A 493-nucleotide genomic window follows, 5' to 3' on the forward strand; every position below is an offset into this window, starting at 1 on the left:
TCTATTAAAAGAGAAAAATAAAGATGAACAAGATCAGTTTTATTTTTCCCTCATCGAACAAGAAATAGATCGGTCTAATGAAATTGTAAGCGAATTTCTTATTCTTGGACAGCCAACCGCTATCATTGAACAAACATATGATGTGAGAACTATTCTAAATGAGGTACCATTAATTATTCAATTTGATGCGAATCTACATAACATTGTATTCAATTTACATTTGACTAGACCATCATATTCATATCCGTTGCCCAAAAGACCATATGAAACAAGTAGTATTAAACATTACAAAAAATGCAATTGAAGCCATGAACCCTGGTGACACACTGACCATTTCCGTAACAATCAATGAAACACACGCACAACTGAGTATTACAGATACTGGAAACGGGAATCCAAAACATCTTCAAAAACACCTCCTTACCACGTTCCTCACTAATAACGATACTGTAAACGGTCTTGCACCTGCCATATGTCAACGAAATGTAGAGAC

1 pseudogene is annotated in these 493 nt (G+C 34.9%); it reads left to right on the forward strand.

Annotated elements, in window-relative coordinates:
- Positions 1–493: pseudogene (locus tag DN393_RS31165) on the forward strand (ATP-binding protein); the annotation flags it as partial.

This window comes from Bacillus sp. BPN334, from assembly GCF_008368885.1.
GTDB lineage: Bacteria > Bacillota > Bacilli > Bacillales > Bacillaceae_G > Bacillus_A > Bacillus_A wiedmannii.